General features: G+C 45.8%; 17 protein-coding genes and 1 riboswitch. Of the genes, 6 read left to right on the forward strand and 11 right to left on the reverse strand.

Features of this window, described 5'->3' with window-relative positions; all coding sequences use genetic code 11:
• Nucleotides 1-5 precede the first annotated feature (5 nt).
• From KIV40_RS14245 to KIV40_RS14285, 9 genes are all read right to left on the reverse strand, one after another.
• A complete protein-coding gene (locus KIV40_RS14245; RefSeq protein WP_285349822.1) occupies nucleotides 6-1,730 on the reverse strand; it encodes a GspE/PulE family protein in 1,725 nt (574 codons plus the stop codon).
• Nucleotides 1,727-2,824 carry a lipopolysaccharide assembly protein LapB gene (locus KIV40_RS14250; RefSeq protein ID WP_012129001.1) on the reverse strand — a complete coding sequence of 366 codons (1,098 nt, stop codon included), beginning with the start codon at nucleotides 2,822-2,824 and terminating at the stop codon, nucleotides 1,727-1,729. Before KIV40_RS14250 ends, KIV40_RS14245 begins: the two co-directional genes overlap by 4 nt.
• Nucleotides 2,809-3,654, reverse strand: a complete 846-nt coding sequence (locus KIV40_RS14255) for an AAA family ATPase (protein ID WP_285349823.1) — start codon at nucleotides 3,652-3,654, stop codon at nucleotides 2,809-2,811. Before KIV40_RS14255 ends, KIV40_RS14250 begins: the two co-directional genes overlap by 16 nt.
• 42 nt (nucleotides 3,655-3,696) lie before the next feature.
• On the reverse strand, nucleotides 3,697-5,331 hold the full coding sequence (mshL, locus tag KIV40_RS14260) for a pilus (MSHA type) biogenesis protein MshL (RefSeq protein ID WP_012129003.1): 1,635 nt from the start codon (nucleotides 5,329-5,331) through the stop codon (nucleotides 3,697-3,699).
• A gap of 20 nt (nucleotides 5,332-5,351) precedes the next feature.
• On the reverse strand, nucleotides 5,352-5,681 hold the full coding sequence (locus tag KIV40_RS14265; protein ID WP_012129004.1) for a hypothetical protein: 330 nt from the start codon (nucleotides 5,679-5,681) through the stop codon (nucleotides 5,352-5,354).
• Entirely contained in the window at nucleotides 5,674-6,324 is a 651-nt protein-coding gene (gene gspM, locus KIV40_RS14270) for a type II secretion system protein GspM (RefSeq protein WP_012129005.1), read from the reverse strand. The genes KIV40_RS14265 and gspM overlap by 8 nt, the downstream gene beginning before the upstream one ends.
• Nucleotides 6,321-7,769, reverse strand: a complete 1,449-nt coding sequence (locus KIV40_RS14275; RefSeq protein WP_285349827.1) for an MSHA biogenesis protein MshI — start codon at nucleotides 7,767-7,769, stop codon at nucleotides 6,321-6,323. Before KIV40_RS14275 ends, gspM begins: the two co-directional genes overlap by 4 nt.
• Nucleotides 7,759-9,789, reverse strand: a complete 2,031-nt coding sequence (csrD, locus tag KIV40_RS14280; RefSeq protein WP_285349829.1) for an RNase E specificity factor CsrD — start codon at nucleotides 9,787-9,789, stop codon at nucleotides 7,759-7,761. Before csrD ends, KIV40_RS14275 begins: the two co-directional genes overlap by 11 nt.
• Before the next feature lie 255 nt (nucleotides 9,790-10,044).
• Complete coding sequence (locus KIV40_RS14285) at nucleotides 10,045-10,584, reverse strand: single-stranded DNA-binding protein (protein WP_285349831.1); 540 nt, start codon at nucleotides 10,582-10,584, stop codon at nucleotides 10,045-10,047.
• Between the two features lie 293 nt (nucleotides 10,585-10,877).
• Here KIV40_RS14285 and KIV40_RS14290 point away from each other — a divergent pair, with 293 nt between their 5' ends.
• From KIV40_RS14290 to KIV40_RS14305, 4 genes are all read left to right on the forward strand, one after another.
• Complete coding sequence (locus KIV40_RS14290; RefSeq protein WP_012129010.1) at nucleotides 10,878-11,522, forward strand: LuxR C-terminal-related transcriptional regulator; 645 nt, start codon at nucleotides 10,878-10,880, stop codon at nucleotides 11,520-11,522.
• Between the two features lie 163 nt (nucleotides 11,523-11,685).
• On the forward strand, nucleotides 11,686-12,558 hold the full coding sequence (gene galU, locus KIV40_RS14295; protein ID WP_005432802.1) for a UTP--glucose-1-phosphate uridylyltransferase GalU: 873 nt from the start codon (nucleotides 11,686-11,688) through the stop codon (nucleotides 12,556-12,558).
• 136 nt (nucleotides 12,559-12,694) lie between these two features.
• Nucleotides 12,695-15,517, forward strand: a complete 2,823-nt coding sequence (gene uvrA / locus KIV40_RS14300; RefSeq protein WP_285349834.1) for an excinuclease ABC subunit UvrA — start codon at nucleotides 12,695-12,697, stop codon at nucleotides 15,515-15,517.
• A gap of 67 nt (nucleotides 15,518-15,584) precedes the next feature.
• Nucleotides 15,585-17,369, forward strand: coding sequence for a PglL family O-oligosaccharyltransferase (locus KIV40_RS14305; RefSeq protein ID WP_285349836.1), 1,785 nt, complete (start codon nucleotides 15,585-15,587; stop codon nucleotides 17,367-17,369).
• Nucleotides 17,370-17,425: 56 nt separating this feature from the next.
• On the opposite strand, the gene KIV40_RS14310 is transcribed toward KIV40_RS14305, so the two are convergent.
• The gene (locus KIV40_RS14310) at nucleotides 17,426-18,547 is read right to left on the reverse strand and encodes an alanine--glyoxylate aminotransferase family protein (protein ID WP_285349837.1); all 1,122 of its coding nucleotides are present in this window, start codon (nucleotides 18,545-18,547) and stop codon (nucleotides 17,426-17,428) included.
• Between the two features lie 223 nt (nucleotides 18,548-18,770).
• Nucleotides 18,771-18,949: riboswitch (Lysine riboswitch) on the forward strand.
• 123 nt (nucleotides 18,950-19,072) lie between these two features.
• Here KIV40_RS14310 and lysC point away from each other — a divergent pair.
• The gene (lysC, locus tag KIV40_RS14315) at nucleotides 19,073-20,425 is read left to right on the forward strand and encodes a lysine-sensitive aspartokinase 3 (RefSeq protein ID WP_029789692.1); all 1,353 of its coding nucleotides are present in this window, start codon (nucleotides 19,073-19,075) and stop codon (nucleotides 20,423-20,425) included.
• 67 nt (nucleotides 20,426-20,492) lie between these two features.
• On the opposite strand, the gene metH is transcribed toward lysC, so the two are convergent.
• Nucleotides 20,493-24,173 (reverse strand): methionine synthase, encoded by a 3,681-nt coding sequence (metH, locus tag KIV40_RS14320; protein ID WP_285349839.1) that lies wholly within the window; start codon nucleotides 24,171-24,173, stop codon nucleotides 20,493-20,495.
• Between the two features lie 189 nt (nucleotides 24,174-24,362).
• Between metH and KIV40_RS14325 the strand changes: the two genes are divergently transcribed.
• Nucleotides 24,363-25,688 carry a sodium:proton antiporter gene (locus KIV40_RS14325; protein WP_255985369.1) on the forward strand — a complete coding sequence of 442 codons (1,326 nt, stop codon included), beginning with the start codon at nucleotides 24,363-24,365 and terminating at the stop codon, nucleotides 25,686-25,688.
• Nucleotides 25,689-26,623: the final 935 nt, after the last annotated feature.

The following is a 26,623-nucleotide window of genomic DNA, read 5'->3' on the forward strand; positions in this document are numbered from 1 at the left end:
CTTACCTACATGAAAATTGGGTCGGTTTTACCAGAAGCATCGCACTCACCTAGAGCCATGACTTCATCCAAACTCACGGTACCTTGCAGTGCAAGCTCCATAGCAGAAGCCAACAGAGGCTTATAGTTTTCTGAGCGGCGCGCCACTTGAGCAAAGCCTACAGCATCATTGGCTCGTAGCTTGTCCATCATTTCATTTTCTAGCTCAAGCATTTCAAACACACCAACTCGGCCGCGATAACCGGTCAGGTTACAGTTTTGACAACCTGCACCTTTGTGGAAAGTAGTGCCGATTTGATTTGGGAAGCGCCCCGCAAGCCACTGCTGACGAGACTCATCAAGCACATCCGTTGTTTTACAGTCAGGGCAGACACGACGAACAAGTCGTTGAGCCACAACAGCGCGAACAGCACTTGCTACCAAATAACCAGGAGCGCCCATATCAATTATACGCAGCGCACTGTCCACCGCATCGTTAGTGTGCAAGGTACTTAGTACTAAGTGACCAGTTAGTGCAGCACGGAGGCCAATCTCAACCGTTTCTTGGTCACGCATCTCACCGATAAGGATGATATCTGGGTCTTGACGTAGGAAGGTTCGCAGCACTCGCGAGAAAGTCAGATCAATTTTACTGTTTATCTGCACCTGAGTAATGCGCGGTAAGCGGTATTCCACCGGATCTTCTGCGGTGATGATCTTTTTACCCGGTTCGTTTAACTCACTCAACGCACCGTAAAGCGTGGTGGTTTTACCGGAGCCTGTTGGACCAGTAACTAAGATCATTCCGTGTGGGCGAGAAAGCTGACGACGAAGACGTGCTAACAATTCAGGTGGTAAACCGGAATCTTCAAGCTTACGCAAACCAGAAGATTGGTTTAGCAAACGCATTACCACTGATTCACCGTATTGCGTTGGCAAAGTCGACATACGAATATCGATCGATTGACCACGAACTTTGATATTGAATCGACCATCTTGAGGTAAGCGCTTTTCAGAGATATCGAGATGCGCCATTAATTTCAGGCGTAGTACCAATGCAGAAGCAATATTCACTTCGTTTAGAAGGGTTTCATGCAACACACCATCGACACGCTGACGTAAACGCAGCACCTTGTCGTCTGGCTCAATATGAATATCCGATGCACCAACTTGAACAGCATCTTCAAACATCGAGTTAACCAGTTTTACAACGGTAACTTCTTCGCTGTCGCCTTCATCAATGCCGTAATCAAAGCCTTCAACATCTTGGTGCTCAGCTTGCAGCTGTTCAGCAAACGACGCGATTTCTTTGGTTCGGCGATAATAGCGGTCAAAGCTTTCTACTAACTGGCGTTCAGGTGCAATGATAAATTCTAAATCGTACTCACCGAGCAAGTTCATCAATGATTCTTGCGTAAATAGGTCAGCAGGATCGCTCATAGCAACGCGCAGCGTGTCACCATTGCGAGCAACAACCATGGCACGTAAGCGGCGAGCATGCACCTCTGGCAAGATCTGCACAGCATCAGCATCAACAGGCGCACGGCTTAAATCGATCAATGGCAAGCCAAGTTGCTGAGACAAAAACTCCAGCATCTGTTTTTCACTGATAAAGCCAAGATCGATAAGAGCGTCACCTAACTTTTGTCCGGTGCTATACTGAGCACTCAGGGCTTGCTGGACCTGATCTTCAGAGACAATACCCTCTTCAACCAATAGGTCGCCTAAGCGTTTTCTCAACTGAATTTTCATTGTGCGTTCTCCAGTTGCTTTAAAATATTCAAGCGGTCACGAATAAATGCCTGAGACTGATTCGAAATACCGACTTTGCCCAACGCCTTTTGGTAAGACGTAATAGCCGGAGTAAAGGCAAGTGCTCGCTCTTGTTGAATGGCTAAACCAAGCCACCAGCGGGCGTTTTCTGGCTCACGCTGAGTCAATAGTTGATAGCTTTCTAGGGCAATGTCATTTTGTTTCTGCTTTTGAGCAAGTGCGGCTCGCATCGCTAAATAGTCGCGGCTTGGTGTTGGCGGCAAATGCACTAATGGGCTCAATGCGGCTTCTGGCTGATCTGCTTTTACCAGTAGTTTTGATAGCGCTAGACGTAAAGGCTGATTGTTCGGATCCAGAGAAATGCCTGTTTGCAGAATCTCATAGGCTTTTCGTGTATCGCCTTTGCCGAAATACAATGCCGCAAGCTTTTGGCGAGCTTCAAGGTTAGTCGGTTGGTAGCGAAGCGCTTCACCAAATGCAGATAATGCGGTTTTCATGTCATTGGCATCCATCGCTTTATCTGCACGAGCCAATGCCTTTTCGGCGAGCTGTTGATGCGTGAGTTCAACTTGCTCAATACGCATTGAGCTTTCATGAGAAACGTTCGCGGTTCGGCTAACGCCGTTATTTAGACTCGCCAGTAAAATAGGCTGCTCTGGAGCAGTACTGAGTTCTCTTCGCGGAGCAAAATCATCCACTTCTGGTGCGGATTCCACGACAGGTAATTGCACTGTGACTTTAGGCTTCTCTATTCTTTGCGTGTAAACCACATTATCTAATTGAGGCGTCACCTTATTCGTCGGAGAGTGACTTACTGCGACCACTGGTGATGCTTCTGCAGCAATGTGATTTACCGAAGCGTCTGAAGTTAAAGGTACTTCTTCTATCGACGTAGGGCCTTGAGAAACCGCCCAACCTCCGACAGCTAAGCTTAAAGAAAAGCCTCCCACCAGCCACAGCCATGGCTTTCTTCGAGTAATACTTGGAATTTCTGCCCGAGTTAACTCTGAAGGCGACTCTTTTTCAGCAAGTTCTGATAATGCTTTATTGATGGCACTCAAGGTTGGCTCCATCCCCAAAATCTGGGAGTTTTAAACTTGGGTTTACGCGCATCGAAGGTGTCATGCATTGCAACGTAAACGTGTTGATTCTTTAATAACGTGCAACGGTCATTGAACGCAGTGAGCAGGGCTTTGTGGCTGATTTGGTTAATCAACCTTGGGATGCCCATCGCCGAACGCCAAATCGCTTTCTTCTGCTCAATCGAAAAAATATGCGCGCCGTTGCCAGCTTTGTCTAAACGATTGTTGATATAGGCGACACCCTCTTCAATCGAGAGAGGCCGAAGCTGACAACTAAACGTAATTCGCTGACGGAACTGACGTAGCTCGTGGGTTTCAAGTCGCTCATCCAGTTCCGGCTGACCAAACAACACCAGTTGAATCAACTTGTCTTGCTCGGTCTCCAAATTGCCAAATAGGCGCAGCGTTTCTAAAGCTTCGGATGACAAAGCTTGTGCCTCATCGACAATCAGTACCGTCTTTTTTCCCAAACTATGAATTTGGATCAAACGCTCCTGAATCAGTGAGACGACTTTGAGTGGGTCGGTATCTTCAATACCTAACTCGCGCGCAACCGCAAACTGTAACTGCTCGCCATTTAGTGCAGGGTTAGGTAAGTAAACGAGTTCAACTTCAGATTCGACTTGCTCAATCAGCTTACGACAAACCATGGTTTTGCCCGTGCCGACCTCTCCAGTCACTTTAATCACCCCCTCACCCATTTTGACCGCAGCCATTATGGTTTGAATAGCCTCGTAGTGAGGTACTAACCCAAGAAACATTTCTGTATTTGGGGTCAGTGAGAAAGGTTGAACTCGAAATCCAAAATGCGACAAGTACATAGTCGAATCACAGAACCACGTTTACGACACTCCCAACGCTGATTACTCAGCGTCAGGGAACCACTCTTGTAGCAAATCACGTGAACGCTCTAGCTCTTTCTGCCATGTGTTCACGCCAACAACGGTTGGTTTAAGCAAAATAACCAGCTCTGTTTTTTGCGTCACATTATTGATGTTACGGAACAAATTACCCAGCGCAGGTACATCACCTAGGAAAGGCACTTTCGATACTTGCTCTAGGTTTTGCTGCTTCATCAAACCACCAATCACAACCACATCACCATCTTTGGCACGGATCACCGAGTCAGACTCACGAATGGAGCTTTTCGCCAGTGGTAACTGAATGTTTTGGAAATCACCACCAAGGTTTAGCTGTTTAATCTCTTCTTCTACTTCAATAACCGCAGGGTGAACATGTAGGAACACGTTGCCTTTGTTATCGATTTGCGGCGTTACATCCAGAGAAATACCAGAGAAGAAAGGCGTCAGTTCGACTTCAGGAACAGCATTCGAGTTCTCACCGTTACCAGCGTTACTAGAAAGCTCAGTTACGAAGTACTCATCAGTACCCACCTTGATGACGGACTTCTGGTTGTTCGCGGCGGTAATACGAGGGCTAGAAAGTACGTTTAGGTCACCTTGTGTCGCCATAAAGCTCATCACAGCTTCAAAGTTACCGTCGGAGAAGGTTACATTCGTTTGTCCACCTAGAAGAGTGCCGATAGCATCTAGAGGCAGCTTAGCTGGATTACGATCAACCAAAATACTGCCCGAGTTACCGATGGAGGCAGACATATTTGACCAATTGATACCTTGTTGATAGCCGTCGCTCAATGTTACTTCTAAGATCTTCGCTTCGAGTATTACTTGACGCTGCATGCGCTCTTGCGACACACCCAAGAACTCACGAACTTCGCGAATCTCATCAGGGAAGGCACGTACAGTAATCACACCAGCTTGCGGTGTAACAACAACGCTTTGACCTTTGCCTGAACCAATCAGGTTAGCAACCGCCTGCTGCAGCATTGGCCAGAAATCACTTTCAGTAATGGTCTCAATACGAGTACCGCCGGTTGATGTCGTAGAGCCATCACCATTATTGTTGTTTGAGTCTGATGAGTCAGAGTCATCAGAGCCACCACCAGAATTAGAGGTACCAGCCGACGTTACAGAGCCAGTGACGATACTTGTCAATGAACGACCAGAACGCTTGAACTGAAGGTAATCCACAGGAATCGTCACGGTACGCATACCAGCAGGGTAAACTTGAATCACCTTACCTGACTTCACTACGTCATAGCCGTACATGTTCTGCACAACATTCAGTACTTCGTCCAATGTGACATCAGAAAGGTCAACGGTGATGTTACCTTGCACCGCAGGATGGATTGCCACACTGTATTCTGTACCTTTCACTAAAGAAGCAAAGAAGCTACGCGCCTCAACCGCGTTAGCTTGAACTCGAAAACGCTTCAAAGTCCCTTCTTTTGAAGACACGTTTGAGTCTAGATTCGGCATAAGATCGGCTTGCACAGAAGACGGGATATCTTCTAGTGCACGACTGTTTGCTTCATTGATAGATTCATTAAGTACTTGCTTCACTTCTACCGGGTCACGGTGACCCATAGAACAACCCATTAAGGAAGCAATCACGATTCCTACAACTAATTTGCGCATATCTGATCAGGCTCTGGTTATTATTTTTTTACGTTTAAACCAAAAAGCTCTAGTTTCCACTGACGGTCACCACGCTTTAAAGTTACAAATTCACTGTTGATGCTCGCTACTCGGTAGCCATTGAGTTTTGCCCCAGGCTCAACAATTCGGTTATTTAAAATTGCCACACATGATGGGCTTGGTTTGCACACGATGCTGTTTAATGTTGGCAAGCGATGCTGTTTCGCTTTTGGCTTCGCTTGCTCCGCCGCGGGCTTAGTCCACCCCAAAGGTGCCGTTGGGTCTTGGCTCGCCAAACTGCTACTCGCAACCGCCGCAAAAGCTAAAGAGATAATGAGTTTCTTAACCACCAATAAACTCCTCTCGTGAACCTAGGGTATACACTTCCAGTACAAGTTTTGCTTTAGGGTAATCTTCTACGTTGTAACTGAAGCTACGCCAGTAGTAACTTGCTGGTAAGTCTTCTAATTTCGTCAGGTAGTTCGCAATCGAAAAGTAATCGCCCGTCAGCTCCATGCGCACAGGGTGAACGTAATAGCCCGAGTATTGCGATGCTTCTTTGTCTTCTGTTATCGGCTCAGCTGGCAAAGTCTGTAGCGATACCAAGTGAATCCCGCTTTGCTGCTCTAACACACTTTCGAGCAAGCTCGCCATTTGTGAAGGTGTAATCAAGTGCTCAATGATTTCAGAAAGCTGCATTGATAGTTGCTGGCTTTCGGTCAGCAGTTGAGAGATGGCTTGATCAATTTCGGCATTCGGATCTTTCTTAAGCTGAGCTTGAATACGCAATATCTCAATTTCCGTCTGCTGATTAGTCAGTTTCGAATTACGTAACTGTTTATCGTTGCTATTTACTTCATTCAGTTTTGGCTCTAGCACCAAGGTAAACAGCAGCATGACGACCGTGACAAGACCACACAAGGCAATCAATACCTTTTCGCGTGCGCTCATCTCATCAAAACGCTCTTCTAAAGAGGACCAAAATTCGTTCATTTCTCTTTGTCTCCACGCGTCTTCAATTCAAAGGTCACAATGTTGTCTTCGTTACGACCAATCTTCACATCATCAAAAGTACGTCCAACAAGACTAATTTCATTCTTAAATTGGCTCACCCAGTTAGGCACCGCACTTGGCGATCTTGCCAAGCCTTTGAGATCTAAAGTGGTATCGTCGATACGAATGGTAGAAAGAGAGATGTTGTTGCTGCCCAACTTAGCAAGAGACTGCATCACACCAGAGTATCCTGTGCGCTGCGAGTCATCGTATTTGCCGACAGCTTTGAGTGAGTCACGCTTCGCTTTCACTTCGCGTTCCAAACGTGCTTTCGCCGCCAGTTTGTTGGTATCTGGTTGGTGCTTGCGAAGCTTAGCCTGTTGATGTTGCAACTCAGACTTCATAATGTCACCACGGCTTTTCACGATCTTAATTTCATCTTCGACGCCTCGGCTTTGCCAAGTAACATAGCCATAAGAGATAAAGATAAATGAAGCAGCCCCCCCCCAAGATATAGCAACATTTTTAAGTGTTAACAGGTTCTTCTTCGGTTTAAGGAAGTCTGGATAAAGGTTGACGCGTCGAGCACTCGCTGTAGCCGCCGCGGTGTCCGCCAATACATGACCTGATAGCTCATGCTCTTCTGCAAGCAGAGGAGACACCTTGGTGCTTAGACGGTAATTAAGTGATTCAACCAGCTCTTTCTCGTCTTCGTCATCACAACACACTTTCAATTGATGTAACTGGACATGACGCAGTTGAGAAGAGAGGTAATCTATCGATCGTTGCAGTTCCAGTGACAAACTGTCCATTTGTAAGTCACTTGAAGGCACGCCTGTTAATGGTGGCGTCACACTGCGAATGGAGCGATGAAATGCAATGGTGTGTTCAACGAATGCGCTAATACGGAAGTGACCGCGCGCACTGCGTTGTAGAAGTAGGAAGTTGCCTAATTCACCCGAAGTGTCACCCCAGATGTCATCTTCAGGAATGATAGACTCAAGTGTAAGTTGCACTCGGTTGGCAAGCAGCAAAATCTTGTCGAGGATTTTGCGCGACAACACATATGCTTGAACTTTATTTGAGTTAGGCAGTTCTACAGCATCAGCAATAATGTCGATAGCACGCTCAGAAATAAGCTCTTTTAACAAGAACGGCAACGCCGAAGGCCACTCATTTCGTGGCATTGCTGGCTTGTCGATTTGGTACATCTGGTAATAGTTGTGAGAAAGCACAACCGCCAACGAGTCGTAAGAGCTGGCAGCAACACTTAGCGCTTGCTCACAAGCGCGCTCCCAATTTGATTCTGTGATTTCAAATTTGGACGGTCGACTGCTTTTCGTTGGTGATGATAAATAAACTGCGTCTGGCTGAATGACCAAAAAGCACGTACGACCACCAACCGATGACCGCTTGAGCTTATCGAGTACTGCTTTAAAATCCATGATTATTATCTTTATTTTTTCGCCAGCGATTTCGTCGTCCCAATTTCACTTGAGAGTCCGCTCGAGAAATAATGGTTGGCTTGGATCTAGGTAGATACTGCTCTTCTGGAGAGAAATAACGTCCCTGCCCGCCATGAACCCCTAATTCGTTCAGGGTGTTCAATTCGTGCTTATTCTCAATTCCCACTGCTATTATTTTTGTTTTGCTGTTTGCGGCCGCACCCAACATACTGCGGACAAACAACTGGTTCTCATGTCTCTGATCGATTTTAGTTACCAAGCTGCGATGGAGCTTAAGGTAACGAATGTCAACTTCTTTGAGATAATGGGTACTGACGATCGTGCGTCCAGCTTGCCCAATCATGACGTGACACTCTAAACCGGCCAGCATTTTAGCGACTGGTCGCATAAAGTCTAAGTGTCTTACAAATTGTGCTTCGACAAACTCAAAAGTGAGACACTTTCTTTGCTCTCGTGACAACTGTAAGAGTTCATCACGGAACCATTTGAAATATTCTCGTTGCCCAAAAGGCACAACATGTAAGTTAAGTACATAGCATTTAGAGCTATCAAAACTATGTTTAAAGTCTTTTAAGAATTTATTAACCACTGCGCGGTCCATCTGCGCTTCATAACCGACTTGTCGAACAGCAGAAATAAAGCGAGAAGCTTTAACAATGCCATTTTCCGGATCACGAATCCGACATGTTAACTCTTCGTGCAAGGGTTTTTTATGTGCCACATCACTTATTAGATAGGCGGATTGTGCGTAGAGTATCACATTTTCAGCTGTGAGTGCTGAATCAAATAGCGTACGCCATCTCACACTTCCTCGTGCTTCCTCGTCGTGATTCCACTTCTTAAAGCGGCTCCAGTTGTTGTTATTTTGCAACTGGGCACTGCGTAATGCAGTCTCTGCTTCATCAATGATTTGACTATGACGCTCCCCCTCTTTGTACATAGTGATACCGATATGGCACCAATTGTCAGCATCCAACGGATAAGGAGGGTGGAGTTTTTCTAGCTGGCGAATACATTGAGAAGCTAAATTCGCCACGTCCTTGCCCGATTGATGAGGCAAAAACAATGCAAAGTCTGCATTGTAGTAACGTGAGAACACGACATCGGGATAACGCTGAACTAAGTTTGAAAGCAAACTACCAACTTCAACAATAAACTCGTCGCAAGTTTGCTTATCTTGCTCTTCTTCAACGGATTTCCAATCTTGAATGCGGATCAGCATCACTGAGCCACGTGCACCACTTTCCAACAAAGCAGATTCAAGCTTGCTGTCAAACAACACTCGGTTGGCCGTGCCAGTCAATTTATCGAGGAAAGTTTGCGTACGGATAAAGGTATCGAAGCGACTGCGTTCTTGGCGAGCATCTTGAAGTTCTTCGATCAATACATCTAATGCCTCACTGGCCGTATAAGGCCATTCTCGCTCATCACCTTTTGCGTATTGCTCGACTCGACCCGCTAAAATCATTCGTCCACGCTCTTCGAGCATTTCCGATCCTGCAAGCTGTTCTTTGAGCCACTTAACACCGCGCATCAAACAGAAAATGATCAGAACGACGGCAAGCGTGATTGACCACAATGCCTGCATCGAGTAGCCGTAGCCTAAATAAGGAGGGATCGCTTTAAAATAGATGACGTAGTCTTGGTTGTGAGTGAGTTGGTACTCATGCTCAAACAACACCGAGCTATCCATCTTATGAGAAGTATCTTTGAAACGGTAAACAACGGCGTTATTCGTCGACAACGTCATTTCGACAATGTTACTCGCCTGCAGCATCTTCGGCATCCAGCGCTGCATCGAATAGGCTGCGTCTGGGTCTTCCATCTCTTTATCAACTACTTCAACGATCCCTTCCAAATAATGGTTGAGATACTCTTGTCCTAGTCGTTTGAAAGAGAGGGTGCCACCGACAAACAAGATAAACATTGCGCATATAACGATCATAGTGACAAAGGCCACCAGCCGCGTGCTTAGCTTAAGAGTTGGGGTATACCTCATGAATACCAAATTCCTTTTCTATTCATCATATACCTTATTGAAATATTTATACTTGATAAGCCTTCACTAGACAATAGCATTCGCGTGAATGTGAGAAGCTGAGGCGGAAAGAAACAAGACATCATTCGTGATTTGAGAGTTACTGTCTTTTAATTACAATTTGAAATGATTGAGCCAGTGATACAAGCACGAAGATAATAAAAAAGCCGCGAAATTCGCGGCCTTTTAAATTCAATACTCAGTCTCAGGTAATCCTCAGAACGGAATATCGTCGTCGAAATCCATTGGTGGCTCGTTGTATTGCTGCTGAGGTTGCTGCGGAGCCTGTTGCTGTTGCTGAGGAGCATCATTGTATTGCTGCTGAGCTGGTTGTTGAGGTTGACCCCAACCACCTTGTTGCTGCTGTTGAGGCTGACCACCACCCATTGGTGCGCCACCTTGAGCACGGCCACCAAGCATTTGCATTACGCCATTGAAGCCTTGAACAACCACTTCTGTTGAGTAGCGGTCTTGGCCACTTTGGTCTTGCCATTTACGAGTTTGAAGTTGACCTTCAACGTAAACTTGAGAACCTTTGCGTAGGTACTCGCCTGCTACTTCAGCAAGTTTGCCAAACAGCACAACACGGTGCCATTCTGTTTTTTCGCGCTGTTCGCCAGTCGCTTTATCACGCCATGACTCAGAAGTTGCAATCGTGATGTTTGCTACTGCACCGCCATTAGGCATGTAACGAATTTCAGGGTCGTTACCTAGATTCCCCACCAAAATAACTTTGTTAATTCCACGGCTGGCCATGATGTGCTCCGTTTCACTCTGGATCTATTTAGAATTTTAGCGCATAAGAATACACGCTTTGATGTTTTGATTAAAGCCTAATCCCCATTGTGTTCTGAGGCAACGTATTGTGGAATCGAAATCTCACTTCAAGCTCAAGGCGTAGCATTTTTGATTCGTTTTGCAGACATCGTTTCGTGAATCTTTGAATCTCAACGCATTTCTCCTCCCTTCCTATAGCTCTGAGTGATGATTGATGCCAACGTATCCACGCTTTCGAACCCAAGAAACTTTACTCAAGGAGATTAAGGCGCGTGAAAAAATCGGCTTATGCGAGAAAACTTTTTCTAATCAGCATGGAAGAGGATGCAGGGAAAAAGGTCGAAGCTCTGGAGAAGTATACAGATATCGACATCCCCGTCATTTCGACCCAAGCACTGATGGAAGCAAACCCGAAGCACCGCAATAAAATCTTGCTTATCGACTTCAGTGAGCACAAAGAGTTAGTTCTATCGATAAAAAACCTTCCCCTGATTTGGAAGAATTTCGAAACAGTCGTGTTCAACGTTCCTAAACGTTTGACGACAGATGAGCTATTGGCGTTTGGTCAATTGAAAGGCATCTTCTATGAAGAGAGTTCTTTTGAGCAGATTGGCGAAGGGTTAAAGGAAATCATTAATGGTCAAAACTGGCTGCCTCGCAATGTCACCAGTCAACTTCTCCATTATTATCGTAACGTCATTAGTACCCACACCGCTCCTGCCACCGTCGATTTGACCATTCGTGAACTGCAAGTACTTCGCTGCCTGCAAGCTGGCGCATCAAACAATCAAATGGCCGAAGAGTTATTCGTGAGCGAATTCACTATCAAGTCTCACTTGTATCAGATTTTTAAGAAGCTTTCGGTCAAAAACCGTGTACAAGCGATTGCTTGGGCTGACCAAAACCTGATGTCATAAAACAATGATGAGCAACACAAATTTTGTAAAAGTGGTGATTGCTCATGCTTCTTAGGCTCCGATTCTCATATTTTTTCCTACTTAATTCATGATTCATATGCACCTCTCGTGTTAAAGTGATGCCCAGATTCTTGATTAAATAATGAGAAAGGATATTCCCCCAATGATTAAAAAATGTCTGTTCCCTGCAGCGGGCTACGGTACGCGCTTCCTCCCTGCGACCAAGTCTATGCCTAAAGAAATGATGCCTGTAGTGAACAAACCACTGATTGAATACGGTGTTGAAGAAGCGATCCAAGCAGGCATGAATGGCATGTGTATTGTTACTGGCCGTGGTAAACACTCAATCATGGACCACTTCGATAAAAACTACGAATTGGAACACCAAATCAGCGGTACAAACAAAGAAGAACTGTTGGTTGATATCCGTGAAATCATTGACTCTGCAAACTTTACCTACATTCGCCAGCGTGAGATGAAAGGTCTAGGCCATGCGATCCTAACTGGTCGTGAGCTTGTAGGTGATGAACCATTTGCTGTGGTACTAGCTGATGACCTTTGTGTGAACGAACAAGAAGGCGTACTGGCTCAAATGGTAGCGCTATTCAAACAGTTCCGTTGCTCAATCGTTGCTGTTCAAGAAGTACCAGAAGAAGAAACCCACAAATACGGCGTTATCTCAGGTGAGATGATCAAAGATGACATCTACCGCGTAGATGACATGGTTGAGAAGCCAGAGAAAGGTACCGCACCAAGCAACCTAGCTATCATTGGTCGCTACATCCTGACTCCAGATATTTTTGAGCTGATCGAAAACACGGAACCAGGTAAAGGTGGCGAAATCCAAATCACTGACGCACTACTTAAGCAAGCAAAAGCAGGCTGTGTGTTGGCATACAAATTCAAAGGCCAACGTTTCGACTGTGGTAGCGTAGAAGGCTACATCGAAGCAACAAACTACTGCTTCGAAAACCTATACCTAAAAGATGAAAAGAAGTCTGAGCTAGGCAAACACGCTACGAAGAAAGAAGCGTAACCAATTCAAACTGATTGATGAGAAAGTCCAGCTTAATGCTGGGCTTTTTTTACTGTTTTTTTGTCCAGTAATTTCTTTGCACATTTCTCACACTATGTAATACTTGCGTCACTTGGTTATACATAGAGCAAAAACGATGGATAAAATAGAAGTTCGTGGTGCCCGCACCCATAACCTCAAAGACATCAACCTCACTATCCCCCGCGATAAACTGATTGTCATTACTGGTTTGAGTGGTTCTGGTAAATCCTCTCTCGCATTCGATACTTTGTACGCTGAAGGACAAAGACGTTACGTAGAGTCACTATCAGCTTACGCGCGCCAATTTTTGTCTCTTATGGAAAAGCCAGATGTTGACCACATCGAAGGTTTGTCTCCTGCGATCTCGATTGAGCAGAAATCAACATCACACAACCCACGTTCTACCGTCGGTACCATTACCGAGGTATACGATTACCTGCGTCTACTTTATGCTCGCGTTGGTGAGCCTCGTTGTCCGACGCACCATACGCCTCTAGCCGCTCAAACCATCAGCCAGATGGTCGATAAAGTCTTAGAGTTGCCAGAAGGCAGCAAAATGATGCTACTTGCTCCTATCGTGAAAGAGCGTAAAGGTGAGCACGTTAAGACTTTAGAGAACCTTGCTGCTCAAGGTTTCATCCGCGCACGCATCGATGGTGAAACTTGCGATCTTTCTGATCCACCGCCGTTAGAACTGCACAAGAAACACACTATTGAAGTGGTTGTGGACCGCTTTAAAGTCCGCCCGGATTTGCAGCAACGTTTGGCTGAATCATTCGAAACCATACTAGAGCTATCTGGAGGTATCGCTGTTGTTGCTCCAATGGACGGCGATGGCGAAGAGGTGATCTTCTCAGCTAACTTTGCTTGCCCTATTTGTGGCTACAGCATGCAAGAACTTGAGCCTCGTTTGTTCTCATTCAACAACCCAGCAGGTGCGTGTGGCACTTGTGATGGTTTGGGCGTGCAGCAATATTTTGATCCAAGCCGAGTTATTCAAGATGAAACTCTGAGTTTGGCACAAGGTGCAATTCGAGGTTGGGATCAAAAGAACTACTATTATTTCCAGATGCTGACTGCGCTGGCAGATCATTACGGCTTCGATCTTCACGCACCATTTAACGCTCTACCAAAGAAAACCCAAGACATTATTCTTAAAGGATCGGGGCGTACTGAAGTAGAGTTCAAGTACATTAACGATCGTGGTGACATTCGCGTTAAGCGCCATCCTTTTGAAGGGATCCTGAATACACTTGAACGCCGTTACCGCGACACTGAATCTAACTCGGTACGTGAAGAGCTCGCGAAATACATCTCTACCAAGTCTTGTTCAAGCTGTGGCGGTACTCGTCTGCGCCTTGAAGCTCGTAACGTCTTTATCGCCGATACGACACTACCGGAGATTGTTGAACTCAGCATCGCCGACGCTTTAGAATTCTTCCACTCTTTGAAGCTCGAAGGCCAACGCGCCCAAATAGCTGAAAAAGTGATGAAGGAAATCAACGACCGCCTGCAATTCTTAGTTAACGTTGGTTTGAACTACCTCAACTTATCACGCAGCGCGGAAACCTTATCAGGCGGTGAAGCTCAACGTATTCGTTTAGCGAGCCAAATTGGTGCGGGTCTAGTAGGTGTTATGTACGTACTGGATGAGCCATCAATTGGTCTCCACCAGCGTGATAACGAACGTCTATTGAAAACTCTGACTCACCTAAGAGATTTAGGTAACACGGTATTAGTGGTTGAGCACGATGAAGATGCGATTCGTTGTGCTGATCACGTGATCGATATCGGTCCAGGTGCCGGTGTACACGGTGGTAACGTGGTCGCCGAAGGTACGATGGACGAGATCATTGCCAATCCGAACTCATTGACTGGTCAGTACCTCAGTGGCGCGAAAGAGATTGCGGTACCAAAAGAGCGTACACCACGCGATCCAAAGAAAACCGTTGAATTAGTTGGCGCGACAGGTAACAACTTAAAGAATGTCGACCTTTCCGTTCCTGTTGGCTTGTTCAGTTGTATTACCGGTGTATCCGGCTCAGGTAAGTCGACTCTGATCAACGATACCTTCTTTAAGATTGCTCATACCCAGTTGAACGGCGCAACAACGGCGCAACCTTCACCATATAAAGCGATCAAAGGTTTAGAGCACTTCGATAAAGTTATCGACATTGACCAAAGCCCTATCGGTCGTACGCCACGCTCAAACCCAGCCACTTACACGGGAATCTTTACTCCGATTCGTGAACTGTTTGCTGGCACGCAAGAGTCGCGCTCTCGCGGTTACAAACCGGGGCGCTTTAGCTTTAACGTACGCGGAGGTCGCTGTGAAGCGTGTCAGGGTGATGGTGTAATCAAGGTGGAAATGCACTTCTTACCTGACGTTTACGTTCCTTGTGATGTGTGTAAAGGTAAACGCTACAACCGCGAAACACTTGAAGTACGTTACAAAGGCAAGACCATTGATGAAGTATTGGAAATGACGGTAGAAGATGCACGTACTTTCTTCGATCCAGTACCTGCGATTGCTCGTAAGCTGCAAACTCTGATGGATGTAGGCCTGTCTTACATTCGCTTAGGTCAAGCAGCAACTACGCTGTCAGGCGGTGAAGCTCAGCGTGTGAAGCTTGCTAGAGAGCTGTCTAAGCGTGATACAGGCAAAACCTTATACATTTTGGATGAACCGACAACAGGTCTGCACTTCCACGATATCCAACAGCTACTCACTGTACTGCACCGTCTGCGCGACCACGGAAATACCGTTGTCGTCATTGAGCACAACCTCGATGTGATTAAGACGGCAGACTGGATTATCGACTTAGGTCCTGAAGGTGGGCAAGGCGGCGGTGAGATCATCGCACAAGGAACGCCTGAAGATGTGTCTCAGATCGAAGGTTCACACACAGCTCGCTTCCTTAAGCCTATGTTGAAGTAGAAAAAACAGGTAAAGTACAAAGACCAGCCATCGCTGGTCTTTTTTCATTCAAAACAACACAATAACTATGGCAACTATACACGTCAGTGGAACCAAGCTTTCCCCAGGTAAAGTGCAAGTTCCTCTTAACCGCAAGTTTCTCATCGCGTTAGCAGCACTATTTCTGCTCGCGATGCATTTCTTCATGCCAAATCCGGGTGGCTCTGGACTAGCTCTGTCTTTCAATGCGACCACATGGATTGCGTTCAGCTTTGTACTCGGTATTGGCTGCTACCAACTTGCGACCAACCGTGTGTTACGTTATTCCAAATTAACAATCGGTCTGTTGATCAGTTGTATCATCATGACGCTGCCCATTTTCTATCCCAACGCGGATAGTATGCTCGCAGCAAATAAGCTGATTGGCCTGTGGTGCGGTATGTTGTTCTTCGTCGTACTGCAACAATTCCATTTCAGTAATAAGCATCGCCAACGCTTGTTGTGGTTTATTGTCCTTGCTGTTGTTATCGAAGCGATTTTCGGCTTAACGCAATATCTTTATCTTAAACCAGGAAACGTATTTGGATACGACACGGTAGCTAACCGCCCTTATGGCATCTTCCAGCAACCCAATGTCATGGCAAGCTTCCTTGCGACTGGTTTAGTGATTGCTAGCTATCTACTTGCCCGACAACCTTACAAATACTCTAGTAAGCTCAGCGATGTTTACCTGTTGTACGCCGTACCTGTACTGACACTGCCTTTGATTGTTGCACTTGCCTCTCGCACTGGTTGGCTAGCATCCATCATTGCCATTTTGCTAGTGATTCCATACATGTATCGTTTTGCAACACGTGCGCGCTTTGTTCGTTGGGTAATAGCTATGGCAGCAGGTCTAGCTCTGTCGGTTGTGGTAATAAATATTGCCTTTCCAGATGGAAGTGGCCTAGCCAGCGAAAAAGTGAACATGGAGTCACCACGTGCTTACACCTTCCCACAAACCTTGGATATGGTGATTGAGAAACCATTCACTGGTTATGGTTACGGCAAGTTTGAGTCAGAATACATGCTATACACAGCACGCCAGCATGCACTTAATGAAAGCTACCCTGCGGGCTTGCCATCGATGGACCACCCACACAATGAGTTGTTGTATTGGGCAGTAGAAGGCGGACTATTACCAATTCTGGGGATCTTTTTGGCAATGGCACTGGTGTTGTATCGCATCTACCAAGCTAAACGCGGTACTCGTTTAGCACTGCTGGCTCTGTTTATTCCAATCGTGCTTCACTCACAATTAGAATACCCCTTCTATCATTCATTGGTGCATTGGCTGATCTTTGTGATTCTGCTTTATTGGGTCGACCAACGTGTTTCTCGTTACCGCCAAGCACCGTTTAGCAAAGTGACCAAAAGCTTACTGCGAGTATGTAGTCTAGTCATTCCAGCAGTGTTTACTTTTTACATGGTTAGCGCATTACACACCAACTATGTCTTAACCAAGTTTGAAACTACGCGCCCAACCAACCCGGACATCTTGAATCAGGTGACAAATCCTGTGGTTTGGAAAGATCGTTTCGATTGGGATGTATACAGTACTTTCTTAAACATCGGCTTATATAAACAAGATCCAACCTTGATTCAGCCTTACATTGATTGGTCTTTGGAAATCATTAAAGACAAGCCACGCCCAGCGTTTTACAACAACTTGATACTGGCATATCAAGGGTTGGATGACTCAAGCAAGGCAGAACAAATTCGTGCAGAGGCACAGTTCTTGTTCCCTAAAATTGATTTCAGTGGCGTCAACTATCAGCCACCTGCTCAAGCCATATCTGCTTCACTACCACCGACGTCAGGTGCTAAGCAATAAATACAAAAAAGCGAAGGAATAACCTTCGCTTTTCTTTATCTCATTATCGAGGCAGTTTATTCAGTCAAAGACTCTTCTAGAGCTCGCAAACACAAAGCAACATTTTCAGGTCGAGCACCATAGCCCATCAATCCAATTCGCCATGCTTTACCAGCCAGCGCACCAAGACCTGCACCAATCTCTAGGTTGTAGGTTTCAAGTAAGTGATTACGCACTTCTGCTTCATCAATTCCTTCAGGGACATAAATCGCATTCAATTGCGGTAGTCGATACTCCTCTTCTACCACAAATTCAAAGCCTAGTTTTTGCAGACCTGCTTTAAGCTTCTCGTGCATTAACTGGTGACGCGCCCATGCATTTTCTAAACCTTCATTTTTAAGGATAAGTAGAGCTTCATGCAGAGCATACAAGCTGTTCACTGGCGCCGTGTGGTGATAGCTGCGCTTGCCTTCTCCGCTCCAGTAACCTAATACTAAGCTTTGATCCAAGAACCAGCTTTGAACCGGTGTCGTCCTAGATTGAATCTTCTCAATAGCAGCTGAAGAAAGCGTGACTGGCGATAAACCTGGAACACACGAGAGACATTTTTGGCTACCGGAATACACCGCATCTAACTGCCACTCGTCAACTTTAAGGGGCACACCACCAAGCGAGGTCACAGCATCGACAATCGATAACAAACCGTATTGCTTCGCGAGTAGACCCAGAGCTTGAGCATCACTTACCGCGCCCGTCGATGTTTCAGCATGAACAAAAGCAAGAATCTTCGCATCAGGGTGCTGCTTTAATGCTTCTTCAACTTTATCGACCGATACAGGGGTTCCCCACTCATCATCGACGACAACCGCTTCACCACCAGCACGAACCACGTTTTCACGCATACGCTCACCGAAGACACCATTACGGCAGACGATAACTTTGTCGCCCTTTTCAATCAGGTTAACGAAGCACGTTTCCATGCCCGCACTGCCCGGCGCAGAAACTGCGATAGTAAATTCATTTTCCGTTTGGAAAGCGTATTTAAGCAGTTGTTTTAGTTCATCCATCATAGCAATGAAAAGTGGGTCTAGGTGACCAACCGTTGGACGGCTAAGCGCTTGTAAAACCTGAGGTGAAATATCAGATGGACCAGGTCCCATTAAAATACGATGTGGGGGAATAAAGCTTTGGATCGACATGTCAGCTCCTTGATTGCAGTCATTCATCCTGAGCGTTATAAAAGTTCTATTCAAAAGGTTGGCTCAGGTATCGAAGTTTTCACCCTAATAGATTTTTCCTCTATCGGCAATTAGCCCTAAGTATAGAGGTCAAACCACTGTCACAAATTCGTTAATAAAAACTTTCATAATGGTTGAGATATTGGTTGACAATGTAACAGCAAAACCGTTCAATGTTTAAGCTTTATGCAGAAGAGGAGCACTACCCAGGTAGGTGATTTGTGGAGCCGCAATTCCAATACCAATCACTCAGGGGGAGTAGTGCCGAGGTAAGTCAAAGTTGCAGGATTTGACTTGTCGGTTGACTTGGGTTGAGTCCCATCAACTGTCATCAGCGCCGTATGATGAAGAGCTTCTGAGGGTAAATTTTCAAATTACATTCTAACTACCTCTCTATTTGCTCTGTTCCTTTCCTCACCAAACATTGGATGTATTGGGCAACCAATTAATTGTTGTTATTTTTTCAGGAAGTCGTGGGAGAACGCAGTGAGCGCATTTAACGTAGCAAAATTCGGTGGAACCAGTGTTGCCAACTTTGAGGCAATGAGTCGTTGCTCCACTATCATAGAAAACAACCCAAATACTCGCCTTGTGGTTAGCAGCGCTTGCTCAGGTGTCACTAACCTCTTAGTTGAATTAGCAAATGGTGTTCAAGACCAAGAACATCGTGCGGAAGTACTTCAGAAACTAGCAGGCATCCACGAATCGATTCTGTCGCAACTTGAGGACGCAACCGAAGCTGCGGCAGAGGTTTATTCGATTCTTGATACCGTCACCAGTTTGGCAGAGGCTGCTTCAATTCAAGCAAGCACGAAACTGACCGATCATTTAGTCGCTTGTGGTGAATTAATGTCGACTCATATCCTTGCACAACTAATGCGTGAGCGTGGTGTGAATGCAGTTCGTTTTGATATTCGCGACGTGCTAAAAACCGATGGAAACTTTGGTCGAGCTGAACCTAATGTCGAGACCATTTCACAGCTAGCACAAGAAAAATTGGTACCCCTTTGCCAAGAATATGTGGTTATCACCCAAGGTTTTATTGGCTCAGATGAAGAAGGTAATACCACCACGCTTGGCCGTGGCGGCAGTGACTACAGTGCAGCACTCATTGCAGAAGGCGTGAAAGCTGCAGGTCTAGAGATTTGGACTGACGTTCCGGGCATCTACACTACAGACCCACGCATCGCCTCAAAAGCAGCGCCAATCCCAGAGATCAGCTTTAGCGAAGCATCAGAGATGGCAAACTTCGGCGCAAAAATCCTGCACCCTTCAACGCTAGTTCCTGCACTTCGTCACGATATTCCGGTATTTGTTGGGTCATCTAAAGAGCCAGAAAAAGGCGGTACATGGATTCGCCACCAAGTAGAGAGCTCACCTTTATTCCGAGCACTTGCTCTGCGCTGCAACCAAACCATGGTGACATTACGCAGTGCTAACATGTTCCACGCATACGGCTTCTTAGCGAAAGTATTTGAGATCCTAGCGAAGCACAAAATCTCTGTGGATCTGATCACCACATCTGAAATCAGTGTGTCACTCACTCTTGACCAAACAGACACGTCTGGCGGTGCTCCTCAGTTACCACAAGCCGCGCGTGAAGAGCTTGAAGAGCTATGTAAAGTAGAAGTAGAACACGACCTATGTCTCGTCGCTCTGATTGGTAACAACATGAGTGAAAGCAAAGGCTACGCGAAGCAAGTATTTGGCACGCTAGAAGACTTCAACCTACGTATGATCTGTTACGGAGCAAGTCCACATAACCTGTGCTTCCTTGTTCACGAGTCCGTATCTCGCCAAGCGATCCAAAAACTGCATACTGAATTGTTCGAGCAATAAGGCTGCTTTCATGTACTAATAAACAAGGGCTGCACATAGCAGCCCTTTTAGTTTCTATATGGTTTGGTTAACCGTTAATGTTCGGACCTAACCATTTCTCCGCTTCGATCCTATCCCAGCCTTTACGATCAGCATAGCTTTGTAACTGATCCTCTTGGATCTGAGCGATCGCAAAGTAACGAGAGTCAGGATGCGAGAAGTACCAACCCGATACAGATGCACCTGGGTACATCGCATAACTCGATGTCAGTGACATGCCAATGTTTTCTTCAACATTCATAAGCTCCCAAAGCGGTCCTTTTTCAGTATGCTCTGGGCACGCAGGATAGCCTGGAGCAGGTCGAATACCCTGGTATTTCTCACGAATCAGTTCTTCATTCGACAGATCTTCATCCGCAGCGTAACCCCAAATCTCTTTGCGCACACGCTCATGTAGATACTCAGCAAATGCCTCCGCCAGACGGTCCGCTACCGCTTGAATCATGATGGCATTGTAATCATCACCTTGCGCTTTGTATTCGTCAGCAAGTTCGCGTTCACCGATACCGCCGGTTACAGCAAAAGCACCAACCCAATCGAGCTTACCAGACTCTTTCGGGGCAATATAATCAGACAGACAGTAGTTGAAGCCTTTTGGTTTCTCTGTTTGTTGGCGCAAGTTATGAAGCACTTTCGCCACTTCTGTACGCGATTCGTCGGTGTAGACTTCGATATCATCACCCACGCTTGCTGCAGGGAACAGACCACACATACCGCGCGCTTTGAGTAAGCCCTCACGTTCAACACGATCCAATAACTCGTTAGCATCTTTGTACAGGCGTTGAGCCTCTTCACCCACTTCTTCATGATCAAAGATTGTTGGATACTTGCCAACTAACGACCAAGTCATAAAGAAAGGCGTCCAGTCGATGTACTTACGCAAAGTAGACACTTCAAAGTCATCAAAAATATGGATACCCGGCTTCGCAGGAGCAGGGGGTGTGTACTTATCCCAATCAATCGCGACTTTGTTCGCTCGTGCTTCTTCTAAAGTAACAGGCTTAGTGCGCGGCTTCTTACGGTTATGCTGATCACGCACGCGTTCATAGTCCGCATCCAGTTTTTCAACAAAGCCAGGACGAAGTTCGTCTGAAAGTAATGAAGTACATACACCGACCGCACGAGAAGCGTTATTGACGTAAACCACAGGATGTTTGTAGTTCTGCTCAATCTTAACTGCCGTATGCGCTTTGGATGTTGTTGCACCACCAATCAGAAGTGGAAGATCGAAATCAAGACGCTCCATTTCTTTCGCTACATGCACCATTTCATCGAGGGACGGAGTGATCAAACCAGAAAGACCAATAATGTCGACGTTTTCTTCTTTGGCTACCTTGAGGATCTTCTCACATGGGACCATGACGCCAAGATCGATGATCTCGTAGTTGTTACATTGCAGAACCACGCCAACAATGTTCTTACCGATATCGTGCACGTCACCTTTTACCGTAGCCAGTAAGATCTTACCGTTGGAAGACCCCGCTTGCTTCTCTTTATTAATGAAAGGCTCTAAGTGCGCTACGGCCTGCTTCATAACACGCGCAGATTTCACTACCTGAGGAAGGAACATCTTACCTTCACCAAATAAGTCACCCACCACGTTCATGCCGTCCATCAATGGACCTTCAATTACTTCAAGTGGCTTAGAGGCATTGAGGCGAGCTTCTTCGGTATCTTCGACAATGAACTCCGTAATGCCTTTAACCAGCGCATGCTCTAGACGTTTTTCTACCGTCCAAGTACGCCACTCTAGTGCAGAAGCATCTTCTTCTTTGCCGACACCCTTTCCGGCGTATTCTGCCGCGATATCAAGTAGTCGCTCGGTCGAATCATCACGGCGGTTAAGAACCACGTCTTCTACCGCCTCACACAGCTTATCAGGAACGTTATCGTAAATTTCTAACTGACCCGCGTTCACGATGCCCATGTCCATACCATTTTTAAAACAGTGGTATAGAAACACCGCGTGAATAGCTTCACGAACGTAGTTATTGCCGCGGAATGAGAAGGAAACGTTCGAGACACCACCGGAGATCATCGCGTGAGGCAAGTCGCGCTTAATGTCTGCAACCGCTTCGATGAAATCCACAGCGTAGTTGTTGTGCTCTTCGATACCCGTCGCAACTGCAAAGATGTTCGGGTCAAAGATGATGTCTTCTGGTGGGAAGCCGACTTCATCAACCAAGATACGGTAAGCGTTGGTACAGATTTCGAGCTTACGTTCACGTGTTTCTGCCTGACCAACTTCGTCGAACGCCATAACGATAACTGCAGCACCATAGCGACGAATCAGTTTTGCTTGCTCAACAAACTTCTCTTTACCTTCTTTCAAAGAGATGGAGTTTACGATGCCCTTGCCTTGAATACACTTCAGGCCCGCCTCAATAACCTCCCATTTAGAAGAGTCGACCATGATAGGCACTTTGGAGATCTCTGGCTCAGAGGCACATAGGTTGAGGAAGCGAACCATACAGGCTTCTGCATCCAACATGCCTTCATCCATGTTGATGTCGATGATCTGAGCGCCGTTCTCAACTTGCTGACGGGCGACCTCTAGCGCTTCATCGTAGAGCTCTTCTTTGATCAGACGCTTAAATCGAGCAGAACCAGTTACGTTAGTGCGCTCACCCACGTTGATAAACAACGTCTCTTTTTCAATCGTAAGAGGCTCAAGACCGGATAAACGACACGCAACCGTAAGCTCAGGCAGATCACGAGGTTTCACGCCTTCAACTGCCATTGCCATATGGCGAATATGCTCTGGCGTGGTACCACAACAACCACCAATTAGGTTGAGGAAACCACTCTCCGCCCACTCTTTAACGTGTTCCGCCATATCTTCAGGTGAAAGGTCATACTCACCAAACGCATTCGGTAGACCCGCATTTGGGTGAGTAGAAACAAAAGATTCAGAAATACGAGAAAGCTCTTCTACGTATGGGCGTAGTTCGTCAGGACCTAGCGCACAATTCAAACCAAATGAAATCGGATTAACATGACGAAGAGAGTTATAGAAGGCTTCCGTTGTTTGACCAGAAAGCGTACGTCCAGAAGCATCGGTAATGGTACCGGAGATCATCACTGGTAACTCGATACCTAGTTCTTCGAAAACACTATCAACCGCGAAGGCACAAGCTTTAGCGTTAAGCGTATCGAAGATGGTCTCGATCAGAATAAGATCAGAACCACCTTTTATCAGCGCTCGAGTGGATTCTGAATAAGCTTCAACAAGTTCATCGAAGCTGACGTTACGATAGCCCGGATCGTTTACATCAGGGGAGATAGAACAAGTACGGTTTGTTGGACCAAGCACACCCGCGACATAACGTGGACGCTCTGGCGTTTTTGCAGTCCACTCATCAGCGGCTTCACGCGCAAGCTTTGCAGCGGCATAGTTGATTTCCTCACTCAGGCTTTCCATCTCATAGTCAGCCATCGCGATCGTCGTCGCGTTAAAGGTGTTGGTCTCAAGAATATCAGCGCCAGCTTCTAAGTAAGCGCTGTGAATTTCCTTAATCAATTGAGGCTGAGTGAGCACCAATAAATCGTTGTTGCCTTTTAGATCACAATGCCAATCCGCAAAGCGCTCTCCTCGATAGTCTTGCTCTTCAAGTTTGTATCCCTGAATCATGGTGCCCATACCACCATCGATCAGCAAGATACGTTGCTTTAATTGAGCTTCAATCTGTTGTCTTACATTACTTCCCACAGTACAGCCTCATTCCTTTAGTTATCTCTCCATCCTATCACACAAATTAAAGGAGTCTAGACGTCTAAAATGCGAATTACTGATTATTTTGCCTCCGTCGAGTGACAAAATAATCTCGAAAAAATGTTTGCTATTTAGTCAACATCGTCCGAGAATTCCATTCATAAAATGTTACAAATAGAGAGCTCTATGTCGGTCTATCATACTTTATGTTTTCTATCTGCAGCCGCAATGGTTATTGCCTTTGTAAACAGTAAGATAGGAAAGATGCAAACCACCATCGCAATCACTGCCGGTTCGATGATTCTTTCACTCCTCATTCTAATCGCAGGCCAAAATGATTGGTTTCATCTCACCGAGATAGCAACCGAAACTGTGACCAGCATTAATTTTGAAGACTTTCTTCTCAAAGGCATCCTTGGATTCCTACTTTTTGCCGGTGGCTTGGGGATCAAGCTTCCTAACCTCAAAGACCAAAAGTGGGAAATCACTGTACTCGCTTTAGGCGCAACCCTCTTCTCAACCTTCTTCATTGGTTTTGTGCTTTACGGCTTCTGCCAAGTTATCGGTATTCAATTCGATCTTGTTTACTGCTTACTCTTCGGTGCGCTTATCTCTCCTACCGACCCGATTGCAGTTCTCGCCATTGTCAAAAAGCTTAATGCCCCAAGACGTATCTCGACACAGATAGAAGGTGAATCTCTGTTTAACGACGGATTTGGCCTCGTGATCTTCGTGACACTCTTCACCATCGCGTTCGGTACCGAAGCACCAACAGTAGGCAGCGTTACACATCTGTTTATTCAAGAAGCTATCGGAGGCATTGTTTACGGCTTCGTATTGGGTTTGATTTTCCACTACCTAATCAGCGCAACTGATGACCACTCAATGGAACTACTGCTTACTATTGGTGTTCCTACGGCTGGTTACGCATTTGCAGAATATCTTCACGTATCGGGACCGCTAGCAATGGTGGTGTCGGGCATCATGATTGGTAACTGGACGCGCTTTATTGGCTTCTCCAAAGAGAGTGAAGATCATCTAGACCACTTCTGGGAGCTAGTTGATGAATTCCTAAATGGCGTCTTGTTCCTACTGATCGGTATGTCGATGCTACTGTTCGAATTCCACAAAGAAGACTGGATTATGATGGCTATTTCAGTACCACTGGTGCTAACTGCTCGCTATCTCAGTGTATTCATCTCTTATATTGGCTTTAAGCGCTACAGAAAGTACAACCCATGGTCAGTGAAGATCCTTACTTGGGGTGGTCTGCGTGGTGGTCTTGCATTAGCAATGGCACTATCAATCCCTTCCGGTATCTTGGTTATTCCAGAGAAACTGATTGATGTAAAAGAGATCATCATGGTCATGACTTACTCTGTGGTAGTGTTCTCAATCCTTATTCAAGGCTCAACTATTACACCAATGATTGAGAAGGCAAAACAAGCAGAGAAAGAAATGGAAGCAGAAGGATCAGTTAAACCACAAGAAGCAAAAGCTTCTCAAGAATAAGTACTTTTATAATTATCAAAACTAGGCAGCCATTTGGCTGCCTTTTTTGTGCCTAAAGTCTAGAGTGTCTGCAAAAAACAACCTACCTTTAGTAACTACACGCAGCGCTTCTTAATCCATACTCATGCACATAGACCAATGTAACACTAAGAGCAGAGTCGCTAGTAACTTACCAAATTGAAAAGAAGAAGTACCTCCTCTCCATATAATAAAAACAACTCGGAGACTGAGCTGAGAATGAATTACGGAAGATAGGAGTCTTCAGGCTAAAGCCAACTCAGCAGAAATAAGTGAAGACGACTAGGCGAGAGCTATAGAGTTCATCTATTCAAACATAAAAATCTTTACTAGATAAAGATAAGACGTTCTAAATGAACAGATAAGTTTGCACCGATTACATACCAGCTAAGCTTTATCAGAAAATTAACAACAAAACATCGTCTCTTAGTATTCTCCTGAGTAAGAGAAATTGAATCGGGAACGCCTGAAGAAACGATTGACTAAGAGAAAACTCTTTGGAGATCTACTCCCTAAAAGGGAACTCATTATTCTCTAGAAAAGACGAAAAGCGGGGGTTCTAAATAAGAGGCGGAGCGGCTTGGACTCGTACACGAGCGGGACTCATTGGCCATAGAGCAATCACAAATACGAAAAGACCTCAGCATTTCTGCTGAGGTCTGTAATAAGTGGCTAGTCGGCGGGGACGCCTAGTTCGGGGTTGCGGGCAACCGGGACTCATTCCCTGAAAGGAAAATTATTATGCTCAAAAACGAAAAAACCCAGTCCGGAGACTGGGTTTCTAAATAAGTGACGGAGTGGCTGGGCTTGCACGCAATTGGACTCGCACACGAGCGGGACTCGTTGGTCGCAGACCAAAAATAATATCGTAAATACAAAAAGACCCCAGCATTTCTGCTGAGGTCTGGAATAAGTGG

The sequence above is a fragment of the Vibrio sp. D173a genome (genome assembly GCF_030248475.1).